We start from the raw sequence: 13,981 nt of genomic DNA, 5'->3' as shown, positions 1-13,981 counted from the left end.
TCAGCGCTGCGACCCGCAGAGCCTGCGCAGTTCCTCGCCCCAGCGACGGGCCCGATCCACTTCGCCGCGCCGCAGCGGCCCCTGCTTGCCCTCGACGTAGAACCCCTCGGGCTTCGCGAGCAGTCGGTAGCCCTTCGCCGTGAACGCCTTCGCGATGGTGGGTGCGCCCTTGCCGAACGGCCCGCGGACCTGGGTGTCGAACGCCGCGCACGCGGCGGTCCCCGCCGGCAGGGAGTCGAGCCAGGAGCGCAGCGAGGGGTGTGAGAGGTCCGGCGGCGGAGCGCCGGGATCCGGGTGGGCCTCGATGTCCTCGCGCACGCGGTCCGAGGAGAGATGGAAGGCGAAGACCGGCGCCCCGGCGACGATCAAGTCGGCGTCGGCCACGTCCTCGGAGGTGACGTCCCCCGTCGATCCCAACTTCACCCCGTCACCGATGCCTTCCGCGATCGCCTGCGCGACGGCTGCGGTGTTCCCCCAGAGCGATTCGTAGATGACCAAGCTCTTCATGGCTGCCCTTGGCTAGAAGGATGCCTCAATGTTACGACTGCCGCTCCGCCCGCGCAGCCCGAGGGCCGACGAGGTGACTCCCCTTGGGCGGCGTGCCAAGATGGCCGACATGGCCCGCCCGAACGCGAAGTCCCAGTCCCGCGACATGATCATCTCCATGGCGGTACTGCTGGTGCCGATCCTCGTCATCGTGTGGCTCTTCACGGACAACCCGGAGCCGCAGGCCGAGGCCGTCGACGTGGCGCCGCTGCTCGCCCGGGCCGAGGCGGAATCGCCCTACGCGATCCTGCGCGCGAACAACCTCCCCGAACCCTGGAAGCCGGTCCGCGTCGCGTGGGCCGCGGACGGCGAGAACTGGATGGGTGGCGAACCCGCAGACGGCAACTCGTGGCTCGTGGGCTACCTGGGACCCGACGGCATCTACTACGGGGTGCAGCAGAAGGATCGCAACGAGCGGCTGTTCATCGCGGACGTGACCCGCGACGGCGAGCCCACGGGCGACACCGTCCAGGCCTTGGACCGGAACTGGGAGGCGTACGAGTCGGAGGACGGCCGCACGACGAGCCTTGTCGCCCGCGACGGGGACGTCATCTCCATCGTCGCCGCCGACACCGATCTCGAGGCCGTGGAGGCCTTCGTCACGTCGCTGACCACCGAGTAGGCGCCGCGACGGGGGAGCGCGACTCAGTCGTCGGCGCGATCCTGCTCGGCCGCCCTGGCCTTCGCGACCTGGGCCTTCGCCCCGTCGAGGTACTCCTGGCAGAGCTTCGCCAGCTCCTCACCGCGCTCCCACAGCGCGATCGAGTCGGCCAGCGGGGCGCCGCCGGACTCCAGCTTCCGCACCACGGCCGCCAGCTCCTCGCGCGCCTGCTCGTAGGTCAGCTTCTCAGCCATGACGGCTCCTCTCGGTGATGTCGGCGACGTCCAGCGTCAGCTCGCCGTCGGACAGGTGCGCGTGGACGCGCTGGCCGGTCGCCGCGTCGGCGACCGAGGACACGGTGCGGTGGTCATCGGCGACGAGGACGGCGTAGCCGCGCTCCAAGGTGCGCATGGGGGACATGGCCCGCACGCCGGCGAGCAGGCGCGCGACGTCGGCCTGGTCGTCGCGCAGCCGCGACTCGATCGTCGTGCGCAGGCGGTGGCGCAGGAAGCCGAGCCGCTCGTAGTGGGCGTCGAACGCGCTCGTCGGGTCCACCAGCACGGGGCGGGAGCGGACCTCGTCGAGCTGCCGCTGCTCGCGGTCGAGCCGGCCGACGACCGCCTGCCGCAGCCTCCGGCGCAGGTCGTCGACGATCCCGAGTTCCTGCGCCACGTCGGGGACGACCCGCTTCGCCGCGTCCGTCGGGGTGGAGGCGCGCACGTCGGCGACGAAGTCGACGATCGGGGTGTCGGGTTCGTGGCCGATGGCGGAGACGACCGGTGTGGTGGCGCGCGCGACGGCCCGCACGAGGCCCTCGTCGGAGAAGGGGAGGAGGTCCTCCATCGAGCCGCCGCCGCGGGCGATGATGATGACGTCGACGTGCGGGTCGCCATCCAGCTTGGCCAGCGCGGTCATGACCGACTCCGCGGCGTTCACGCCCTGGACGAGCGCGTGCTCGACCCGCACTTGGGCGGCGGGCCAGCGTCGCTCGATGTTGGTCAACACGTCGCGCTCCGCGTCGGAGTCACGGCCGGTGACGAGCCCGATGACGCGCGGGAGCATGGGGAGCCGCTTCTTCCGCAGGGGGTCGAACAGCCCCTCGGCCTGGAGCTTGCGCTTCAGCTGCTCCAGTTGGGCCAGCAGCCGGCCCTCGCCGGCCACGTGCAGCTCGAGGCACTCGAAGCTGAGCGACGTGTTGCGCTCCCACACGCGCGCCTTCAGCCGGGCCACCACGCGCGACCCCTCCGGCACCGGGCCGGCGGAGTCGAGCACCAGTGACGTGGTGGTCACCTGCGCGGAGATGTCGGCCATGCGGTCGCGGAGGGTGAGGAACTGGGTGGGGGCGTTGCGCCGCTTGATCTCCACCACCTGGGCGTCGACCCAGACCTCGCCGAGTCGGCCGATCCAGTCCTTGACGCCCATCACGATCCGGCCGAGCGGCTGGGGCGACTCCTTGGAGTTGGGGAGCGCCATCTACGCGCGGTCCCAGAGGCCCGACGAGGCGGTGAGCGTGAAGGTGCCGATGACGACGTTGCCGGGCTGCAGTTCCACGTCGCCGGGCAGCGCGAATGCCAACCGGACCCGCGAGAGCCCGATCCCGTACCAGAACTCGCGCCCGGTGAGCTCGTTCTTGCGCTTCCACGCGCTCTCGACGACGAAGCTCGCGTAGGCGCGGGCGCTGATGTCGGTCTTCGACAGGATCGGCTCCACGGCGACCGACGGCGAGGCGAGCGCCCGCGACGACCACTCGCGGTCCTCGTCCGGCCGGTTGGCCTCGAAGTCGGCCTCGTCGGCGTAGACGTCGGCCCGGATGGCGATCGCGCCCAGGCTGAGCGCCTGGATGACGGCGAAGGTGCCGGGTTCCTTCTCGCTGCGCTCGGGGTACTGGGTCGGGTCGTCGACGCTCACGATCAGCTCGAGGGTCTGGTCGTCGTCGAGGAAGAGCGAGGCGTGCGCGAGGTGGTCGTTGACGCGGTAGACGGCCGCGCGGTGCGTCTCCGAGGAGGCCAGCGCGGGTACGGCGCGCACGTCGTGGCCCTTGCGGCGCACCAGCGAGAGGCGGGCGCCGGAGGGGTCGTCGAAGGCCCCGATCAGGTCGAAGCCCGGCACCTTCTGCATGCCGTGCACGTGGCCGGTGGCGACGGCGGCCGTCAGCAGCTTGGTGGGGTTGTCGGTGGCGAATCCGAGGGTCTTGAGCTCCGGCGATTCCATGGAGGTCAGCCTACCGAGCGCGACCACGTAGACTGGGACATATGTCTGCCACCAAGCGTGTAATCCTCGCAGCCCCCCGCGGCTACTGCGCCGGCGTCGACCGTGCAGTCATCACGGTCGAGAAGGCGCTCGACCTCTACGAACGCCCCGTCTACGTGCGCAAGGAGATCGTGCACAACCGGCACGTCGTGGAGAACCTCGAGGAGCGCGGCGCGGTGTTCGTCGACGAGCTCGACGAGGTCCCCGAGGGCGAGACCGTCGTGTTCTCCGCCCACGGCGTCTCGCCCGCCGTGCACGCCCAGGCGGGTGTCAGGCAGCTGCGGACCATCGACGCCACCTGCCCGCTGGTGACCAAGGTGCACCACGAGGCCAAGCGGTTCGCCAAGGAGGACCTCACGATCCTGCTCATCGGCCACGCCGGCCACGAGGAGGTCGAGGGCACCATGGGCGAGGCCCCGGAGCACACGATCCTCGTGGAGCACCCCGACGACGTCGACAAGCTGGACCTCCCCGCCGACGCCAACGTCGCCTGGCTCTCGCAGACCACCTTGTCGGTCGACGAGACCATGGAGACGGTCCGCCGCCTGCGCGAGCGCTTCCCGCAGCTGCAGGACCCGCCGTCGGACGACATCTGCTACGCGACGCAGAACCGGCAGGAGGCGGTCAAGCAGATCGCCGGCCACGGCGTCGACCTGATGATCGTCGTCGGTTCCCGCAACTCATCCAACACCGTGCGGCTGGTCGAGGTCGCCCTCGAGTCGGGCGCCAAGGCCGCCTACCGGGTGGACAACTACACCGAGATCCAGGACGAGTGGCTCGAGAACGCCGACGTGGTGGGCGTCACCAGCGGTGCCTCCGTCCCCGACCGCCTGGTCAACGGGGTGCTGGAGTTCCTCGAGTCGAAGGGCTACCCGAAGGCCGAGGAGGAGCGACTCACGGAGGAGACCCTCCACTTCGCGCTCCCGCCGGAGCTCCGCAAGGACCTCCGCCGCGCCATCAACCACTGACAGCGATGGGCGCGCAGGGCGTTCACCTGTGTTGGGTCTGATTCCCCCGCCTACGTAGGCGAGGAAATCAGACCTTGGGCAGGTATCTCGCGATACCGTGAGGGTCGTGATCACGTGGTTCGCCTACGAGTACTGCAGCGACGTGGCTGCCACCCGCAACTTCTACCGCGACCTCGTAGGGCTGGAGTTGATCTGGGACGAGCCCGATGACGTTGCGTTCGTGCATGGCTGCGTCCAAATCTCCTTCCGGAGAGCCCCATCGCCCGCGCGCCCGAACGGATGGGCTCACCAACCCGGCTGGGCCCAAGGCCAACTTCCTGGCGCACCGGACACAGAACAGGTCAGATCGGTGTCGATCGCGTTGCCGCCCGTCGACTTTCGCGTTGCCGTCGATCGGCTCAGGGAAGCGGGAGTCGAGTCGCTCCGAGCCGAGCCCTTTTGGGTGGGTTACTGGTCGTTCGTCGTCTTGGACCCGGATGGGCGAACGGTTGAACTCACCGACCCAACATCACCGATGCCATGACTCAACGGTTCCGCAGTTGTGCGATGGTCCCGTGCAGCCGCCAGAACATCGAGGCTGGCAAAGGGGTGCCCAGGGCGGCGGCCTCCAGATAGCTCAGGTGGGTGCACCAGCCGTCGACATATGACTCGGCGAGGTCACCGAGCGCACGGTGGCTGAGGCGCAATTCGGTGGCACCCTCTGCCTCTTCGAGTCCGAGTCCGACCCGGGAGGGCGGCTCGTCGGCGAAGTGCCAAGTGAATCCCAGCTTGTTTGGTTCGGCGTAGGACTCGACCACCGATCGGCAGCAGTACTCGTCCCCGTGGTCGACCACGAAGGTGGAGCCCGGCGCGATGATTCCCTCAACCAGTACGCCCAGCCATTGGCTGAGCAGGTCGGGATCGGTGATGCATTGCCAGACCCGTGCTCGCGGCGCATCGATGCGCCAGTCGAGCTTGATCTCCCCTTCATGGATGCTGATCAGTGGCATGACCGTGAGCCTAGAGCGCCGTGGCCCCCACGGGGTATCGGATGTTCGCCCGGAGCGCTAAAGCAGGAACCGGAAGAGCGGCGACCCGTACATGATCTCCTCGACCTCCATGCCCACGTCGGCGATGCGGGCGACGAGGAAGCGGTAGTCGTTGGGGTTGCCCAGCTCGACTCCCACAACAGCGGGGCCGGTCTCCCGCGAGCTGCGCTTCACGTACTCGAAGTAGGTGATGTCGTCGTCCGGGCCGAGCACGTCGTCGAGGAAGCGGCGCAGGGCGCCGGGCTGCTGGGGGAAGCTCACCATGAAGTAGCGCTTGCGCCCCTCGTGGATCAGCGAACGCTCCACCACCTCGGAGTAGCGGGCGACGTCGTTGTTGCCGCCGGAGAGCAGCACCAGCACCCGTGAGCCGGCCGGGATGTGCAGGCGCGCCCCGACGCCGCCGGTGGGGAGCGCGGCCGCCGCAAGGGCTCCCGCGGGTTCGGCGATGATGCCGTCGGTCTGGTACATCGCGAGCATCTCGGAACACACCTGCCCCTCGGGTACGCGGAACAGTTCCGGCTTGGCCTCCAGGACCGCCTCGAACGGCAGGTCGCCGACCCGCGACACGGCGGCGCCGTCGACGAAGGTGTCGATGTCGGTGAGGGCGACGGGCCGCCCGGCGGAGACCGCGGCGGCGACGCAGGGCGCCCCCTCGGGCTCGACGCCGATGATCCGCACCTCGGGGTGCTGGGCGCGCAGCCACGCGGCGCAACCGGCGAGCAGGCCGCCGCCGCCGACGGGCAGCACGACGATGTCGGGGACGAGCCCCAGCTGGCCGACCGCCTCGACGATGCACGTCGCCTGGCCCGCGATGGTGCGTGGGTCGTCGAACGCGGGGACCAGGACCTTGCCCTCCTCGGCCGCGAACTCCTTGGCCGCGTCGCTGGCCTCGTCGTAGGTGGAGCCGGCGAGCACGAGGTCCACCTGCCCCTGCCCGACGGCGAGGATCCGCTCGCGCTTCTGCCGCGGCGTGGTGTGGGGGACGAAGATCGTCGCCTGGATGCCCAACTGGGCGCAGCTGAAGGCGACGCCCTGGGCGTGGTTGCCGGCCGAGGCGCAGACCACGCCGGCCTCCTTCTCCTCGTGGGAGAGTTGGGCGATCAGGTTGTACGCGCCGCGGAGCTTGTAGGAGCGGACGGGCTGCAGGTCCTCGCGCTTCAGCCAGATCTCGCTGCCGGTGGCGGCGGAGAGCCGGGCGTTGTACTGCACCGGCGTGTGCTCGACCACCCCGTCGAGGCGGGCGACGGCGCTGGGGATCGCGGCTGCTAGCTCTTCAATCACCCGTCCATGGTGCCAGTCCGCTGCCGGATGGCGCGAGGGGTGGCCACGTCGACGTCGTCCGCCTCGGCGAACTCATCGAGCAACGTCGCTTCCTGTTGCCACTCGAGCTGCCGCTGCTGGTGCTCGATCATCTCCGGCACGGCCGGGGTGTTGGGGGCGACCTCGAGCGTCTCGAGCTCGGACAGCTCGTCCTTCGTCACCTCGAGCTCCGCGAAGCGGCGCGCCGACACCATCACCCGGCGCTCCAGGCTGGAGATGCCCTGGTTGTACGCCTTGACGGCACCGGTCAGGGAGCGGCCCATCTTGTCGAAGTGGCCGCCCATGGTCGCGAGCCGCTCGTGCAACTCCTTGCCGAGCTTCACGACCCGAGCTGCGGACTCGGCCAGCGACGCCTGGGTCCAGCCGTGGGCGACGATGTGCAGCATCGGGATGAGGATGCCCGGGGACGCGAGCATCACGTTCTTCCGCGCGGCGTAGTCGTGCAGGTCCGGCATGTGCTCCTGCGCGAGCCGGTAGAACTCGTCGGACCCCAGGTACAGCACGACGAACTCGGGCGACCCGGCGTCGAGAGCCCAGTAGTTCTTGCTCGACAGGTCGTCGACGTGCTTGCGGACGTGGCGCGCGAAGCGGGCGAGGTGCTGCGCCTGTACCGACTCGTCCTCGGTGTTGTAGGCGTCGAGGACGGCGGCCAGCGGCACCTTGGAGTCGACGAAGACCACCTTGTTGCCTGCCATGCGGATCCGCATGTCGGGGCGCTGGCGGTCGCCGTCGGCGCTGGTGCCGGACACCTGCTCGTCGAAGTCGACTCGGGCGGTCAGGCCGGAGATCTCCACCATGCGCCGCAGGCTCTGCTCGCCCCACGATCCCCGCACCTGCGGGGTGCGCAGCGCGTTGGACAGGCTGAGCGTCTCCTTGCGCAGCGTCTCGCCGGAGAGGCGCATGGAGGTGATCTGCTCCTTCATCTCCGCTGCCATCTGGGCGCGCTCCTTCTCCATGTCGGTGATGCGGCGCTGCATCTCCTTCAAGGACTCGGTGAGCGGGCTGACGATCTGCTCGGTGGCCCTCAGCCGGGCCTCGGCGGTCTCGTCGGCCTTCTTGCCCTGGTGCTCGAGCGACTCGGTGGAGAGCACCTTGAACTGGTTGAGCAGCGTCTCCCGGTCCGCGGCGATCTCCTTCGCGCGCTGGATGGCGGCGTCGCGCTCCGCGCAGGCCTTGGCCACCTGCGCCTCCGCCAGCGCGGTGGCGCTGCGTGCCTCCGACACCTGGCTCTGGGCCTCAGCGACCCGGCTATGGGCTTCCGCCACGGCGGAGCGGAGGTCGGCCTTCTCGGCGAGGTGCTGGGCGACCTCGGACTTCGCGACCGCGGCCTCCTCCCGCGCCCGGCTGGCGTCAGCGCGGGCCGTCGACGCGTCGAGGCGGGCGTCGTTCAGCTTGCTCTCGTCCGTCGCCGTGGCGAGCCGCCGGGCGACGAGGTACCCGGCGCCGGCACCGATGACGAGCGCGATCAGGGCGATGAGGATCTCCATGCGTCCATCCTTTCAGGGGGCTCCGACAATTCCTCGTCGGCCACCCCGAGGGGCGCGCGATAGGGTGAGCCGCATGCAGGCCCACATCGCTGATCTGGCCGACTTCGTCGTCGCCTCGCCCACGTCCTACCACGCCGCCGCGTCCATCGCCGCCCGCCTGTCGGCCGCAGGTTTCACACGCCTCGACGAGACGGCCGAGTGGGACACGGCCACCGGCAAGCGCTTCGTCGTCCGGCACGGCGCCGTCATCGCGTGGATCGCCCCGGAGACGCTCGGCGCAGGATCGGGCGCGCGCATCGTCGGCACGCACACGGACTCGCCGGCGTTCAAGGTCAAGCCGGGCGACCACCTGACCAGCGCCGGCTGGACGCAGCTCGGCGTCGAGGTTTACGGTGGGCCGCTGCTCAACTCCTGGCTCGACCGCGACCTCGGCATCGCCGGCCGCATCGTGACCCGCGACGGCGCCGAGCACCTGGTGAAGACCGGCCCCGTGTGCCGCATCCCGCAGCTCGCGATCCACCTCGACCGGCAGGTCAACGAGGGTCTCAAGCTCGACAAGCAGCAGCACCTGCAGCCGGTCCTGTCGCTGCTGCCCGGCGGCGGGCTGATGGACCACCTCGCCGACGTCGCGGACATCGAGCGCGAGGACATCGCCTTCCACGACCTCTACACCTTCGACACCCAGCGCCCGGAGGTCATCGGGCTGCGCGACGAGTTCCTCGCCTCCGCGCGGCTGGACAACCTCGCCTGCACCCACGCCGCGCTCGTCGCCATGGAGCAGGCGGAGGTGGGGGACCACGTCGCCGTCTTCGCCGCGTTCGACCACGAGGAGGTCGGCTCGGCCACGACGTCCGGCGCCGCGGGCCCCATCCTCGAGGACGTGCTGCTGCGGATCGCCGCCGGCTACGGGCTCGGCGTCGACGCGACGCGCGCCTGGCTGCGACGGTCGGCCTGCGTCTCCGCCGACACCGGCCACGTCGTCCACCCCAACTACCCCAACCACCACGACCCCGTCGTGCGGCCTCTGCCGAACAAGGGGCCGCTGGTGAAGATCAACGCCCAGCAGCGCTACGCGACCGACGCCGTCGGCACCGCCATCTGGCTCGACGCGTGCGAGAAGGCCGAGGTGCCGACGCAGCCGTTCGTCAGCAACAACGCGGTGCCGTGCGGCTCGACGATCGGCCCCATCACCGCCACGCGGCTGGGGATCACGACGGTGGACGTCGGCGTTGGGCTGCTGTCGATGCACTCCGCCCGCGAGCTCGTCGGCGTGGAGGACCCTGAGTACCTGGCGAAGGCCTGCGCCGCCTTCTGGGCGTGACCGTCAGGCCGAGCGGCGCTGCTGGGCGGCGGTGAACGCCCCGACCTTGCTGCCCGCCGTCGCCACCGCGCGCATCTCGTTGGCCGCGCCCATCGCCGGCATGTAGAAGTAGGCGATGGGACAGCCGGCGCACTCGCCGATCTCCATGTCGACGTCGAACACGTCGCGCAGCAGCTCGGCCCGCACGATCTGGTGCGGGGTGCCGACCTCCACCACGCGGCCGTCCTTCATGGCGACGATCTGGTCCGCCCAACAGGAGGCGTAGTTGATGTCGTGGACGACGATGACGACGGTCTTGCCCAGCTCGTCGGCCGCGCGGCGCAGCGTCATGAGCATCCCCTGCGAGTGGGCGACGTCAAGGTTGTTGAGCGGCTCGTCGAGGAGCAGGTAGCGGGTGTCCTGCGCGAGCACCATCGCGACGAAGGCGCGCTGCCGCTGGCCGCCGGACATCTCGTCGAGGAACCGGTCGCGCAACGCGGTGAGGTCCATCCACTCGATGGCCTGGTCGATGACCTCGCGGTCGTGGGCGCTCATCCGGCCGCCGTTGTGGGGGAACCGGCCGAAGCTCACGAGGTCGTGCACCGTGATCCGCGACGGCACGTCGTTGGACTGGCGCAGGATCGCCAGCTCGCGGGCGAGCTCGCGGGAGTCGGTGTTGGTGACGTCCAGGCCGCCGACGCTGATGGTGCCGGCGTCGGAGCCGAGCAGCCGCGCGATCATCGACAGCAGCGTCGACTTGCCGGCGCCGTTCGCGCCCACGATCGCGGTGATGCCGCCCGAGGCGAGCTCGAGGGAGACCCCGTCGACGACCACGGACTTGCCGTACCGCTTCGTGACGCCGGAAACCTTGATCACTTGCTGCTCCTAACAACGAGCCAGATGAAGACGATGCCACCAACGAACTCGATGATGACGCTGAGCACGGTGGCCATGCCGAGGCCGTGCTCGAGGATTGCCTGGCCGCCGACCAGGAGGAGCGCACCAAGCATGCCGGCCATGGGCATGACGTGGCGGTGCTTGGAGGTGCCCACCACGAGGTGCGCGAGCGCCGCGACGATCAGCCCCAAGAACGTGATGGGGCCGACGAGCGCCGTCGACACCGCGATCAGCAGGGTCGAGGCGAGGATCACCTTGCGGACGAACGACGAGTAGTCGACCCCCAGCGACACCGCGGCGTCGTGGCCGAGCAGCATCACGTCGAGCGTGGCGGACTGCCGCAGCAGCCACACAGACACGATCGCGATCACCCCGACGGACACCCACAGCAACTGCGGGCTGATCAGCGTGAACGACGCAAACAGGTTGCCCTGGAGGACGAGGTACGTGGTGGGGTCGAGGATGCGCTGCAGCAGCGTCGACGCCGAACGCAGCACCGCGCCCAGCACCAGCCCCGCGAGCACCAGCACGTGCACCGAGCGGCGCTTCCGGCCGAACAGGACCGTGATGAGGCCGACGGTGCCGAGCATCAGCAGGCCCACGTTGATCCCGAACATCCCGACCGCGCCCAGCGTGGCGGCCACGCCGACGCCGAGCACCAGCACGAGCAGGGTCTGCAGGAAGACGTACAGCGCGTCGAGGCCCATGATCGACGGGGTCAGCAGGCGGTTGTGCGTGACGGTCTGGAACGGGACGGTGGCGACGCCCGTCGCCCAGCCCACCAGCACCATGCCGAGCACCTTCGGCAGGCGCAACTCCATCACGAAGGCGACGTTGCCGCTCACCCCAAGCGTCAGGAAGGCCACGGCCGCCAGCGCGAGCGCGGCACCGACGACGCGCAGCCGCAGCGTCGGCGACGCGGTCCGCTGCAGTTCGGCGAGGGTGGTGCTCATCGCGTCGGCATCCTTCCCGAGAGCAGGAGGAAGAGGAACACGACGCCGCCGAGCACGCCCGAGATGGTGCCGACCGGGACCTCGTACGGGAAGTTGATGGTGCGGGCGAGGAGGTCGCAGACCAGCACGAAGCCGGCGCCGAACAGCGCGCTCCAGCCGATGTTGCGGCGCAGGTTGTCGCCGAGCCACATGCTGATGAGGTTGGGAACGATCAGGCCGACGAACGGGATGGCGCCCACCACGACCAGCGTGATCCCGCTCGCCACGGCGACGAGCGCGAGGCCGAGGTTGACGGTCTGCTTGTAGTTCAGGCCCAGCCCGGTGGCCATGTCCTTGCCGAGGGAGGCGACGGTGAAACGGTCGGCGAAGACCCACACCACGGCGCCGACGACCGCGAGCAGCCACAGCAGCTCATAGCGGCCGGCGAGGACACCCGCGAAGTCGCCCGCCATCCACGTGTTGAGCGCCTGCAGCAGGTCGTTGGCGTAGGCGACGTAGGTGGTGCCGGCGGCGATGACGCCGGAGAGCATGATGCCCACCAGCGGGACGGCGACGACGGGCGCCTTCGGGGGCAGCGACCGGATGATGCGGATGAACAGCCACGTGCCGAGCAGCGCGGTGACCACGGCGACGAGCATCTTCACCGGGACGGGGGAGCCCGGGAAGAACAGCGTCATGACGAGCACGCCGACGCTCGCGGACTCGGTAGTGCCGACTGTGGACGGCTCGACGTAGCGGTTGCGGACGAGCAGTTGCATCAGCAGCCCCGCCATGGCGAGCGAGGCCCCCGCGAGCAGCACCGCGACCGTCCGGGGGATGCGGGAGACCATGAGGACCAGCTGCTGCCCCTCGCTGAGCCCGGAAAACAGGTCGCGTACCGACAGGTCCTGGACACCGACGAAGAGGCTCACCACGGCCAGCACCAACAACGCGACAAGGCCGCCGACCCAGCTGGCGGGCTGGTCGGCGGCTCGTCGCTTGGTGGGCGCCGTGGCGGCGGTGGTCATAGCTTCTCGGTCACGTCCTCGAGCATCTTCTCGACGTTGTCGAGGCCGTGGATCATGATGTACCAGCGGGCGCCGTCGAGGTAGACGACCTGGTCCTCCTGCCAGGCGGTGGTCTCGTGGACCAGCGCGTTGTCGAGGATCTGCTCGGCGGCCTCGCCGCCCTCCTGGCCGATGGCCGCGTCGCGGTCCAGCACGAACAGGTAGTCGGGGTTGGCCTTCTGGATGCCCTCGAAGGAGATCGGGTCGCCGTGCGAGTCGGGGTTCACGTCGGGGATGGCCGGGGTGAATCCGAGGTCGTTGTAGATGAGCGAGTAGCGGCCGGCGGGCGCAAGGGCGCTCAGCTTGCCGCCGGAGCTCATCACGACGAGTGCCGTGGCGCCCTCGGGTACCTCCGCCTTGGCCTCCTCGACCTGCTCGCGGAAGCCGGCCAGTCGCTCCTCGACCTCATCGGCCATGCCGAGTGCCTCGCCGATCTTGGTGGCGGCCTCGGAGGCGCCCTCGACGAAGGGCTTGTTCTGGTCGTAGGTGACGTCGAGCACGTTGAAGTTCTTCTGCAGCTCCGGCACCAGCGACTGGTTGCGGAACCCGGCGATCACGAGGTCGGGGTCCAACTCGGCGATCTTCTCGATGTTGGGCTCCTGCATGGTGCCCACGTCGGCGTACTTGTCGTCGGCGAACTCGGAGAGGGACTCCGGCACGACCCCGCCCTTGGGGATGCCGACGACCTTGTCGCTGACGCCGAGCGCCTGCAGCGTGTCGAGGGCGCCGAACTCGAGGACGACGATGCTGTCGATGGATTCTTCGCCCTCGTTGCCGGCGGCGGGGGTTTCGACGTTCTGGCCACACGCGGTGAGCGTCATGAGACCGGCGGCGAGTACTCCGAGGAGTCGCTGTAGCTTCATCAGGGTCTTTCGGTTAGATGGTGTCGAATGTCGCGCGACTTAGGTGAGCCTAACCCAGAGATTTAAGTGAGGCAAAACTGCTCTAAATCTTGAGACAGTGCGACCCCGAGGGCGGCGGCGGAGACCGTCGTGGTAAGGAGTGGGCCATGGAGTGCCACGTGCGTCCGGCGAGACCCGACGAGGCGGCTGCGGTCGCGGAGCTGGCGAGCGCCACCTTCCCGCTGGCCTGCCCCGCGGACATGGGCGAGGACGACATCCGCGACTACAGCGAGGGGCACCTCACCGAGTCCCACTTCGCCGCCCACCTGGCGGACCCGGACGCCGACGTGCTGGTCTGCGACGGCGACGGGCTGGTCGGCTACGCGCTCGTCTTCCACGGCGAGGGCGCGAGGCCTTCGCCGGAGTTCGGAGTGACCGCCGCCCCGGCCTCGTTCCTCTCAAAGTGCTACGTCCGCCCGGATGCGCACGGGAGCGGCGTGGCGAAGCGGCTCCTCGACGCCGCCGCGGCGACGGCGGCCGCCCGGGGTTCGACGGGGCTGTGGCTGAACGTGAACTACGAGAACTTCCGGGCCATGCGCTTCTACGAGAAGCACGGCTGGCGGCACACCGGCTACACCGAGTTCAAGGTGGGGCAGCGGGTGCATCGGGATCCCGTGTACGAGTTCCGGCTCCATGGTGCGGATCTCCGGGGTGAGGATTCCGGCACATAGCCCTCCTGGGGA

16 protein-coding genes are annotated in these 13,981 nt (G+C 69.7%); 5 read left to right on the top strand and 11 right to left on the bottom strand.

The features are described 5' to 3' along the window. Nucleotides 1-507 carry a flavodoxin family protein gene (locus BLR46_RS07200; RefSeq protein WP_093250433.1) on the bottom strand — a complete coding sequence of 169 codons (507 nt, stop codon included), beginning with the start codon at nt 505-507 and terminating at the stop codon, nt 1-3. A 28-nt stretch (nt 508-535) separates the two neighbouring features. On the opposite strand from BLR46_RS07200, the gene BLR46_RS07195 reads away from it, so the two are divergent. Further along, nucleotides 536-1,168: a DUF4245 domain-containing protein gene (locus tag BLR46_RS07195; protein ID WP_093250430.1), complete on the top strand. Its 633-nt coding sequence runs from the start codon at nt 536-538 to the stop codon at nt 1,166-1,168. Nucleotides 1,169-1,191: 23 nt separating this feature from the next. Here BLR46_RS07195 and BLR46_RS07190 read toward each other — a convergent pair whose 3' ends face one another. The 3 genes from BLR46_RS07190 to BLR46_RS07180 are packed head-to-tail and all read right to left on the bottom strand — an operon-like array spanning nt 1,192 to nt 3,358. Then, nucleotides 1,192-1,401, bottom strand: a complete 210-nt coding sequence (locus BLR46_RS07190) for an exodeoxyribonuclease VII small subunit (RefSeq protein ID WP_093250426.1) — start codon at nt 1,399-1,401, stop codon at nt 1,192-1,194. Next, nucleotides 1,394-2,620 (bottom strand): exodeoxyribonuclease VII large subunit, encoded by a 1,227-nt coding sequence (gene xseA, locus BLR46_RS07185; RefSeq protein WP_093250423.1) that lies wholly within the window; start codon nt 2,618-2,620, stop codon nt 1,394-1,396. Before xseA ends, BLR46_RS07190 begins: the two co-directional genes overlap by 8 nt. After that, nucleotides 2,621-3,358 carry a hypothetical protein gene (locus BLR46_RS07180; RefSeq protein WP_093250422.1) on the bottom strand — a complete coding sequence of 246 codons (738 nt, stop codon included), beginning with the start codon at nt 3,356-3,358 and terminating at the stop codon, nt 2,621-2,623. Between the two features lie 41 nt (nt 3,359-3,399). Between BLR46_RS07180 and BLR46_RS07175 the strand changes: the two genes are divergently transcribed. After that, nucleotides 3,400-4,365 (top strand): 4-hydroxy-3-methylbut-2-enyl diphosphate reductase, encoded by a 966-nt coding sequence (locus BLR46_RS07175; RefSeq protein ID WP_093250419.1) that lies wholly within the window; start codon nt 3,400-3,402, stop codon nt 4,363-4,365. A 106-nt stretch (nt 4,366-4,471) separates the two neighbouring features. After that, complete coding sequence (locus BLR46_RS07170; RefSeq protein WP_176761693.1) at nt 4,472-4,888, top strand: VOC family protein; 417 nt, start codon at nt 4,472-4,474, stop codon at nt 4,886-4,888. Nucleotide 4,889: 1 nt separating this feature from the next. Here BLR46_RS07170 and BLR46_RS07165 read toward each other — a convergent pair whose 3' ends face one another. Genes BLR46_RS07165 through BLR46_RS07155 form a run of 3 tightly spaced genes read right to left on the bottom strand, consistent with a single transcriptional unit; the run spans nt 4,890 to nt 8,200 of the window. Continuing rightward, the gene (locus BLR46_RS07165) at nt 4,890-5,354 is read right to left on the bottom strand and encodes an SRPBCC family protein (protein ID WP_093250416.1); all 465 of its coding nucleotides are present in this window, start codon (nt 5,352-5,354) and stop codon (nt 4,890-4,892) included. A 57-nt stretch (nt 5,355-5,411) separates the two neighbouring features. Further along, nucleotides 5,412-6,674, bottom strand: a complete 1,263-nt coding sequence (gene ilvA, locus BLR46_RS07160; RefSeq protein ID WP_093250415.1) for a threonine ammonia-lyase IlvA — start codon at nt 6,672-6,674, stop codon at nt 5,412-5,414. Further along, on the bottom strand, nt 6,671-8,200 hold the full coding sequence (locus BLR46_RS07155; protein WP_093250412.1) for a DNA recombination protein RmuC: 1,530 nt from the start codon (nt 8,198-8,200) through the stop codon (nt 6,671-6,673). Before BLR46_RS07155 ends, ilvA begins: the two co-directional genes overlap by 4 nt. 73 nt (nt 8,201-8,273) lie before the next feature. Between BLR46_RS07155 and BLR46_RS07150 the strand changes: the two genes are divergently transcribed. Beyond that, entirely contained in the window at nt 8,274-9,521 is a 1,248-nt protein-coding gene (locus tag BLR46_RS07150; RefSeq protein WP_093250410.1) for a M18 family aminopeptidase, read from the top strand. A 3-nt stretch (nt 9,522-9,524) separates the two neighbouring features. On the opposite strand, the gene BLR46_RS07145 is transcribed toward BLR46_RS07150, so the two are convergent. From BLR46_RS07145 to BLR46_RS07130, 4 genes are read right to left on the bottom strand one after another with little or no spacing between them, the layout of a single operon-like run. After that, nucleotides 9,525-10,376, bottom strand: coding sequence for an iron ABC transporter ATP-binding protein (locus BLR46_RS07145; protein WP_093250407.1), 852 nt, complete (start codon nt 10,374-10,376; stop codon nt 9,525-9,527). Beyond that, complete coding sequence (locus BLR46_RS07140) at nt 10,373-11,350, bottom strand: iron chelate uptake ABC transporter family permease subunit (RefSeq protein WP_093250406.1); 978 nt, start codon at nt 11,348-11,350, stop codon at nt 10,373-10,375. The genes BLR46_RS07145 and BLR46_RS07140 overlap by 4 nt, the downstream gene beginning before the upstream one ends. Then, nucleotides 11,347-12,357, bottom strand: a complete 1,011-nt coding sequence (locus BLR46_RS07135) for an ABC transporter permease (protein WP_093250405.1) — start codon at nt 12,355-12,357, stop codon at nt 11,347-11,349. Before BLR46_RS07135 ends, BLR46_RS07140 begins: the two co-directional genes overlap by 4 nt. Beyond that, nucleotides 12,354-13,259 (bottom strand): siderophore ABC transporter substrate-binding protein, encoded by a 906-nt coding sequence (locus tag BLR46_RS07130; RefSeq protein ID WP_093250404.1) that lies wholly within the window; start codon nt 13,257-13,259, stop codon nt 12,354-12,356. The genes BLR46_RS07135 and BLR46_RS07130 overlap by 4 nt, the downstream gene beginning before the upstream one ends. Before the next feature lie 146 nt (nt 13,260-13,405). On the opposite strand from BLR46_RS07130, the gene BLR46_RS07125 reads away from it, so the two are divergent. Continuing rightward, nucleotides 13,406-13,969 (top strand): GNAT family N-acetyltransferase, encoded by a 564-nt coding sequence (locus BLR46_RS07125; RefSeq protein ID WP_093250403.1) that lies wholly within the window; start codon nt 13,406-13,408, stop codon nt 13,967-13,969. Nucleotides 13,970-13,981 lie beyond the last annotated feature (12 nt).

The organism is Tessaracoccus oleiagri, from assembly GCF_900103275.1.
GTDB lineage: Bacteria > Actinomycetota > Actinomycetes > Propionibacteriales > Propionibacteriaceae > Arachnia > Arachnia oleiagri.
This window is presented reverse-complemented; position numbering and strand designations above follow the sequence as displayed.

Bases quoted from the DNA above. Each gene is read 5' to 3' on its own strand.
- BLR46_RS07200 (WP_093250433.1), bottom strand. From the start codon at position 507: ATGAAGAGCTTGGTCATCTACGAATCGCTCTGGGGGAACACCGCAGCC.
- BLR46_RS07195 (WP_093250430.1), top strand. From the start codon at position 536: ATGTTACGACTGCCGCTCCGCCCGCGCAGCCCGAGGGCCGACGAGGTG.
- BLR46_RS07190 (WP_093250426.1), bottom strand. From the start codon at position 1,401: ATGGCTGAGAAGCTGACCTACGAGCAGGCGCGCGAGGAGCTGGCGGCC.
- xseA (WP_093250423.1), bottom strand. From the start codon at position 2,620: ATGGCGCTCCCCAACTCCAAGGAGTCGCCCCAGCCGCTCGGCCGGATC.
- BLR46_RS07180 (WP_093250422.1), bottom strand. From the start codon at position 3,358: ATGGAATCGCCGGAGCTCAAGACCCTCGGATTCGCCACCGACAACCCC.
- BLR46_RS07175 (WP_093250419.1), top strand. From the start codon at position 3,400: ATGTCTGCCACCAAGCGTGTAATCCTCGCAGCCCCCCGCGGCTACTGC.
- BLR46_RS07165 (WP_093250416.1), bottom strand. From the start codon at position 5,354: ATGCCACTGATCAGCATCCATGAAGGGGAGATCAAGCTCGACTGGCGC.
- BLR46_RS07155 (WP_093250412.1), bottom strand. From the start codon at position 8,200: ATGGAGATCCTCATCGCCCTGATCGCGCTCGTCATCGGTGCCGGCGCC.
- BLR46_RS07150 (WP_093250410.1), top strand. From the start codon at position 8,274: ATGCAGGCCCACATCGCTGATCTGGCCGACTTCGTCGTCGCCTCGCCC.
- BLR46_RS07140 (WP_093250406.1), bottom strand. From the start codon at position 11,350: ATGAGCACCACCCTCGCCGAACTGCAGCGGACCGCGTCGCCGACGCTG.
- BLR46_RS07135 (WP_093250405.1), bottom strand. From the start codon at position 12,357: ATGACCACCGCCGCCACGGCGCCCACCAAGCGACGAGCCGCCGACCAG.
- BLR46_RS07130 (WP_093250404.1), bottom strand. From the start codon at position 13,259: ATGAAGCTACAGCGACTCCTCGGAGTACTCGCCGCCGGTCTCATGACG.
- BLR46_RS07125 (WP_093250403.1), top strand. From the start codon at position 13,406: ATGGAGTGCCACGTGCGTCCGGCGAGACCCGACGAGGCGGCTGCGGTC.